4 protein-coding genes and 2 pseudogenes are annotated in these 6,544 nt (G+C 31.3%); 1 reads left to right on the plus strand and 5 read right to left on the minus strand.

Going from position 1 to position 6,544, the window contains the following annotated elements; translation table 11 throughout:
• A pseudogene (locus SVN78_07365) lies at window positions 1-106 on the plus strand (UvrD-helicase domain-containing protein).
• 26 nt (window positions 107-132) lie between these two features.
• On the opposite strand, the pseudogene SVN78_07370 reads toward SVN78_07365, so the two are convergent.
• From SVN78_07370 to SVN78_07390, 5 genes and pseudogenes are all read right to left on the minus strand, one after another.
• Window positions 133-801, minus strand: a pseudogene (locus SVN78_07370) (UvrD-helicase domain-containing protein).
• Between the two features lie 7 nt (window positions 802-808).
• Window positions 809-2,554, minus strand: coding sequence for a chloride channel protein (locus SVN78_07375; GenBank protein ID MDY6821423.1), 1,746 nt, complete (start codon window positions 2,552-2,554; stop codon window positions 809-811).
• Window positions 2,555-2,637: 83 nt separating this feature from the next.
• Complete coding sequence (glmS, locus tag SVN78_07380; protein ID MDY6821424.1) at window positions 2,638-4,461, minus strand: glutamine--fructose-6-phosphate transaminase (isomerizing); 1,824 nt, start codon at window positions 4,459-4,461, stop codon at window positions 2,638-2,640.
• Complete coding sequence (locus SVN78_07385) at window positions 4,461-5,798, minus strand: DapH/DapD/GlmU-related protein (GenBank protein MDY6821425.1); 1,338 nt, start codon at window positions 5,796-5,798, stop codon at window positions 4,461-4,463. The genes glmS and SVN78_07385 overlap by 1 nt, the downstream gene beginning before the upstream one ends.
• Window positions 5,799-5,857: 59 nt before the next feature.
• Window positions 5,858-6,544, minus strand: a 687-nt coding sequence (locus SVN78_07390; GenBank protein ID MDY6821426.1) for an AEC family transporter, incomplete at its 5' end; no start/stop codon positions are given.

Genomic DNA, 6,544 nt, shown 5'->3' on the forward strand with positions numbered 1-6,544 from the left:
TTTGTCAGAGGGTTCTAATATATGTGTAGTTGGGGATGATGACCAGTCAATCTATTCGTGGAGGGGAGCTGAAATAAAGAATATATTGGAACCCTCTGACAAATATTTAACAAAATAAAATTGTAATAAATTTGTATCTTGGTACTCATCAACTAATATATATCTAAATAATTTTCTATAATATGACAAAACAGACTCTTGTTCTTCAAATAACCTTACTGTATAAGCTAATATATCATCAAAATCTACATAATTACTAGATTTACAAACTTCTTGATACCTTTTAAATACATCAACACATTTATAGTAAGAATCCTCAATGTTTTTGCCCCTAGCATAATCGAGACTATTTTTAAATTTAGATATTAAATTTAGATATGCTTTACCGGGATATTTCTTCTTATCTATATTAAGTTCTTTTAAAATTCTATTAATCAAGCTCAGTCTATCATCCTGATCTATTACAGTAAAATTCTTTATCAATCCTAGTATGGCATGTTCCCTTCTCAACATTCTCAGTGCTAAAGAATGGAACGTTCCAATCCATAACCCCTTTGTTGCATAACCAATAATATTCTCAATCCTATTTTTCATCTCATTTGCAGCTTTATTCGTAAAGGTCACAGCCATAATATTGCTTACAGGAATTTTTATTTCCTCTATTAGGTATGCAACTTTATGTGTTATCACCTTTGTTTTACCCGTACCTGCACCTGCAAGTACTAACAATGGACTATCTATATATTTAACTGCCCTAAGTTGTTCTTCGTTTAACACTTTTTCCAAATCTAGTTGTTTCATTTATGACCTACATGTTTGAATAATATCTATTATAAGCAATTATTATATCACTTCTTCTTAATAATCCAAGGAATTTTAGCTTATCGCCATCTAACTTTTTTACAACAGGAAGAGCACCTAAATCCTTAAGCCCCATTTTTGCCATAGCATCAGCTAATGTATCATCTGGAAAAACATAGCTTAAATCTTTTCTTCTACAGATATCATCGGCAACTAAAAAATCTCTAACACTTTCATCAAATAATATAGATCTTATATCATCTAATGACAACATTCCTACTAATATATCATTATCGTCAACAACTGGAAAATATGAATAATTTGCTCTTTGAATTGAAGCAATAATATCTTTTATAGGTGTATGTTTCTTAAATTTAATAATATTATCTTTTAACATAGCATCTTTTACTTGTATTGATTCTAAGACACTCTCCTCTAAAGTCCTTTTGACCTTTATACCTTCTTTCACTAAAGGATAAGTAAAAATGCTTTCTTTGTAAAGCAAGTTTGACACTACATTTGAGACAATAGTAGCAATCATCAAGGGTAGTATTATTTCATAACTTTGGGTTATTTCAAAAATAATCAGTATAGCTGTGATAGGAGCTCTCATAGTAGAAGCTAACATTGCACTCATTGCAACTAATGCATAGGCACCACTATTTGCTATCACCCCAGGATAAATAAAATTTAAAATTCCACCAAAAAAACCACCTGTAGAAGCACCTATAAATAATGATGGGACAAATAAACCCCCAGCACCACCTGAAGCCAATGTTAAAGAGGTTGCTACCATCTTTAAAAATATAAGAGCAAATAACAAGCCTATATCTAGTCTATTATGTAATATATTGACAATAGTAGTATAGCCAACACCCATAACCTCCTTAGCGTAGAGACCTAACATACCTAATAAAAGTCCCCCTAAAACTGGTTTTAAAAAATTTGTCAATCTTAATCTCGTAAAAAGATCCTCAATTTTGTAGAAAAACTTTATGAAACATACCCCAATAAAAGCAACAAGGCAGCCAAGTATACCATAGAAAATTAACTCTATTGGATTTCTAAATTCATAAGTTGGCACTGCAAAGGTAACATCATTACCTAAATACATTCTAGAGATAACAGTAGCTATAACTGAAGAAACAATAATAGGAGAAAAGGTTTTTATTGAAAATTCTCCTACAATAATCTCAGAGGCAAACATAGCCCCACCCATCGGAGCATTAAATGTAGCTGCTAGTCCACCTGAGGCACCACAAGCAAGCACAGTTTTCATTCTCCCTCCTGAAAACCGTAAAAGCCTACCAATACCAGCCCCAAGTGCTGCTCCTATTTGAATAATTGGCCCTTCTCTACCTGCTGATCCACCAGAACCAATTGTTAAAGATGAGGCAATAGTTTTTATAAATGCAACAAAGGGTGATATTCTTCTATTTAAAAGCACAGCTTTGATAACATCGGGGACTCCATGTCCCTTTGCAGATTTGAAAACTAGACCTAATAAGCCAACCAATAAACCTCCTAGTGCAGGCATCAATATTATTTTATAACCCCGCTGACTCTGCAAGGCTGTCAACATTGCCTCACCACTAACACCATAAAAAAGTTGTTGTGAAAGCTCTATAAAATACCTAAAAACTAGATTACCATAGCCTGCTAGTATACCAACGACGATACTAACAAACAGCATAAACAACTCATCATGCCTTAACAGAAAACGCAACCAACTATTAATGTTAAATAACTTCATAGCTATATTATGCATTACAAAAAGGATATATTAGTAAAACAAACTATATTGTCTATAAAAATATTTAACTAGTTGTTATATTTTTATTCAACAGTTACACTTTTTGCAAGATTTCGTGGTTGATCAACATCAAGGCCAAGAAAATTAGCACAGTGATATGCGAAAAGCTGAAAAATAACTGTATTTTGAAATATTGACAGCTCCTCTGATGTATCAATAATGGAAATACTATCGCCTCTAAATCCATCTAAAAACTTATCATTTTTTGATTTAATAATATACACCTTGCCCTTTCTTGCTCTTATCTCTTCAATATTTGTTAATATCTTATCATATACATTTGATTTAGTGGCAATAACAAAAGTAGGAATTTCAGGGGATACCAAAGCAATAGGACCATGCTTTAATTCCCCTGCTGCATAACCCTCTGCGTGAATATAAGCCACCTCTTTAAGCTTTAGTGCCCCTTCAAGGGCTATAGGGTAATTTATCCCCCTACCAAGAAAGAAAAAATGTTTATACCCTGAACAATTTTTTGCAAATTCTTCTATATCCTTATTAAAAGATAATATATAATTTAGCTGTTCTGGCAATCTAACAAAATCCTTCACAAGCAATTTTACATCCTTTTCGCCTATAGACTTCTTTAAAGCCCCAAAATAAATAGAAAAGAGGTATATGATGGTAAGCTGGGTTATAAAAGCTTTTGTTGAGGCAACACTAATCTCAGGGCCTGCATATGTATATAATGTAATATCAGAATACCTGGGAATTGAAGAGGAAAAAACATTACTTATTACAATAACCTTCTGCCCTCTTTCTCTGGCTAGCTTAACTGACGCTAAAGTATCAGCTGTCTCACCTGATTGTGAGATAGCTATTAGTAAACTATCTTTTTCAAAACTATTCTCCCTATATCTATACTCAGAAGCTATATCAGCTATTACAGGTATACCAACATATTTTTCAATAAGATATTTAGCTACCATTGCAGAATGATAGCTTGTACCACATCCTATAACCTCAACATATTTTGCATTTAATAACATCTCCTCTGCGCCTTTCAGCTCATTAAAGATAATTTTATCCTGACTATTACTAATATGTCCAGTAAAGGTATCAACCAAAGCTCTTGGTTGCTCAAAAATTTCTTTCAGCATATAATGCTTATAACCATATTTTTCTACACATCTAGCATTTAAACTTATTGTTTCATATTTAGGCTCTATCTTATTACCGTTGAAATCGAAAATTTCAACCTTGTCTCTTTTGATGCTAGCTACACAATTATCCTCTAGAAAAATAAATTTATTAGTATATGGTACTAACGCAGGCAGATCGCTAGCAGCAAACATTTCATTTTCACCAATCCCTATAATTAGGGGACTATCTTTTTTAACTAATACTATCTTATCTGGTTCATTAGGTGTTATTATTGATAGCGCAAAACTTCCTCTTAATTTATTAAGTGATTTTATTGTTGCATCACAGAGATCTCCTTTGTAATTATATTCAACCAAATGTGCTATTAATTCAGAATCAGTTTCAGAAGAAAAATCTATTCTATTTGAAAAAAATTCTTTTAATTGAAGGTAATTATCTACTACCCCGTTATGGACAAGGATTATATTTTTTGATTGATGGGGATGGGCATTTTTTTCGTTAACCAAGCCATGGGTAGCCCATCTTGTATGACCTATGCCTAGGGTTGCATTAATATATAATTTTTCACTACAGGTTTTCTCTAATTCTTTTATTTTGCCTGTCTTTTTTATGATAGTAACCTCTTGATCCTTTAGAAGTGCTAGTCCTGCTGAATCATAACCTCTATACTCAAGTCGTTTCAAACAATCAATAATTACTTCAATTGCGTTTCTTTTGCCAATGTATGCAACAATACCGCACATTATCTTTTGTTTAACCTCTCTCTCCACTTATTATAATAATCCTCTTTATTAACCTGTTTAGTCCTTGAAATAGCTAATGATCCTGATGAAACATTTTTATTTATAGTTGAGCCTGCTGCAACAACAACATTATCGCCTATCTCAACAGGGGCAATAAATTGAACATCACTTCCAATAAAACAATTATCCCCTATAATTGTTTTATTTTTATTCAAACCGTCATAGTTACAGGTGATAACACCACATCCTATATTTACATTCTTGCCAACTACTGCATCACCTAAATATGTTAAGTGGCTAGCTTTACTACCTTCGCCAATATCTACTTTCTTGGTCTCAACAAAATTTCCAATCCTATTTCTCCCTCTTAATACTGTGCCAACTCTCAAATGAGCCATTGGTCCTATTAAAGAACCACCCCCTACATAGGATGACTGAATATATGTATTATCTAATATCGAACAATTTACCTCTATAACTGAATTTTCAATACGGACACCACTGTAAATAGTAGAGTCACCTTTAATATAAGTTTTACCTTTCAAGAAAACAAAGGGATATAAGGTTACCCCTTTTTCAATCTCTACTTCTTCATCTATATATATATTATAAGGATCAATAATATCTGCACCCTTTTCAATTAATGTTAGAGCCCTTTTGTACCATATATATTTTGAGAGCTCTTTTAAATCTTTGTAACTTGATATTTTTTTTAATTCTTCACTTTCATACTTACAATATATAAGATCACCCCTTTTTGGTATATTTGAGTTATAGTATTTTGATTTATCAATATTAGCAAAATAAGTTAGTCTTTCTTTCAATACATTAGAGTGAGTCAAATAAATCTCACTATTGATTTCTCTTACCTGTTTTGACTTTTCCTTTTCTTGAACAGCCCTTTTTATTTCAACTAAACTACCACCCTCTTTTACTAAATCGCAACCTTCATATATACATTCTTTTTCAGAGATGCTTGTTGAAATTAGGGATAATTTATCTTTAGAGTAAAAATTATTGACAAAATATTCCAATGTCTTTTCATTTATCAATGGCCTTATACCATTTATCAACAAAATTTTTGTATCTACACAATAGCTGTTAATATAATTACACAAGTTAATTGGCTCTAAATATTCTTTATTTAACAGTCTAACATTTTCTTTAACTATATTACAATTTAATGGATCCTTTTTGTATTCTCCATTAACAACTGTTATAGAGGCAGGATCTAATTTATTCCTTATAGAATATATGTAATCTATTAAAGGCTTACCTGCTAAATCCATTGATAAATCTAATGTATTTTCTAGTACTATAATTAAAGCTATATCCATTGAAGCTCAAACCATATTAATTTTTCTATTATATATTTAATAATTTTTTTTTATCAATATCAATTTATTCTAGCAATATTTAATATTATACTATACCATAAAGGATAGGTAATAATAGATAATATAGTTGTACTAATTATTGATGAAAGGGTCAAATCTACATCGCCTTCCAAGGATGATGCAAGTACATAATTTACACTGGCACAAGGTGAAGAAAGCATTATAATCAAAACTTTACAATAAACATTTATCTCTATCTTGAATAATAATATTATTAATAGTGAAATAGACGGTAATAATAACAATTTTAACAATATAATTAGAATTGAAGGGGCTATCTTTGAAGTTATATATTTAAAATTAAAGGATGCTCCAATATTTAAAAGTGCTAAAGGTAGTGTAACCTGGGTCAAAATATCTATAGACTTATCAATAACATAGGGTAGTTTAAAACCGGTAAATAAGGATATAAGGCCTACTACACAACCAATAACAATGGCATTACTCACTGAAAATTTTAAAACTTCTTTCAATCTAATTTCTCTTTTTGAACCCATAGACAGTGAAATAACCGATAGAATATTTACAATTGGGACAATAAAAGCCATATATATTGCTGCGATCTTTAAGGCATGATCCCCCATAAAGAAATAGGTTACGGGTAAACCCATATATGCATAATTACCTCTAAAACTATTCATACCAACTGTAAAGGTCTCTTTTCGGCTCAATAAGAACAATTTTGA

The organism is Deferribacterota bacterium (assembly GCA_034189185.1).
Lineage (GTDB): Bacteria > Chrysiogenota > Deferribacteres > Deferribacterales > UBA228 > UBA228.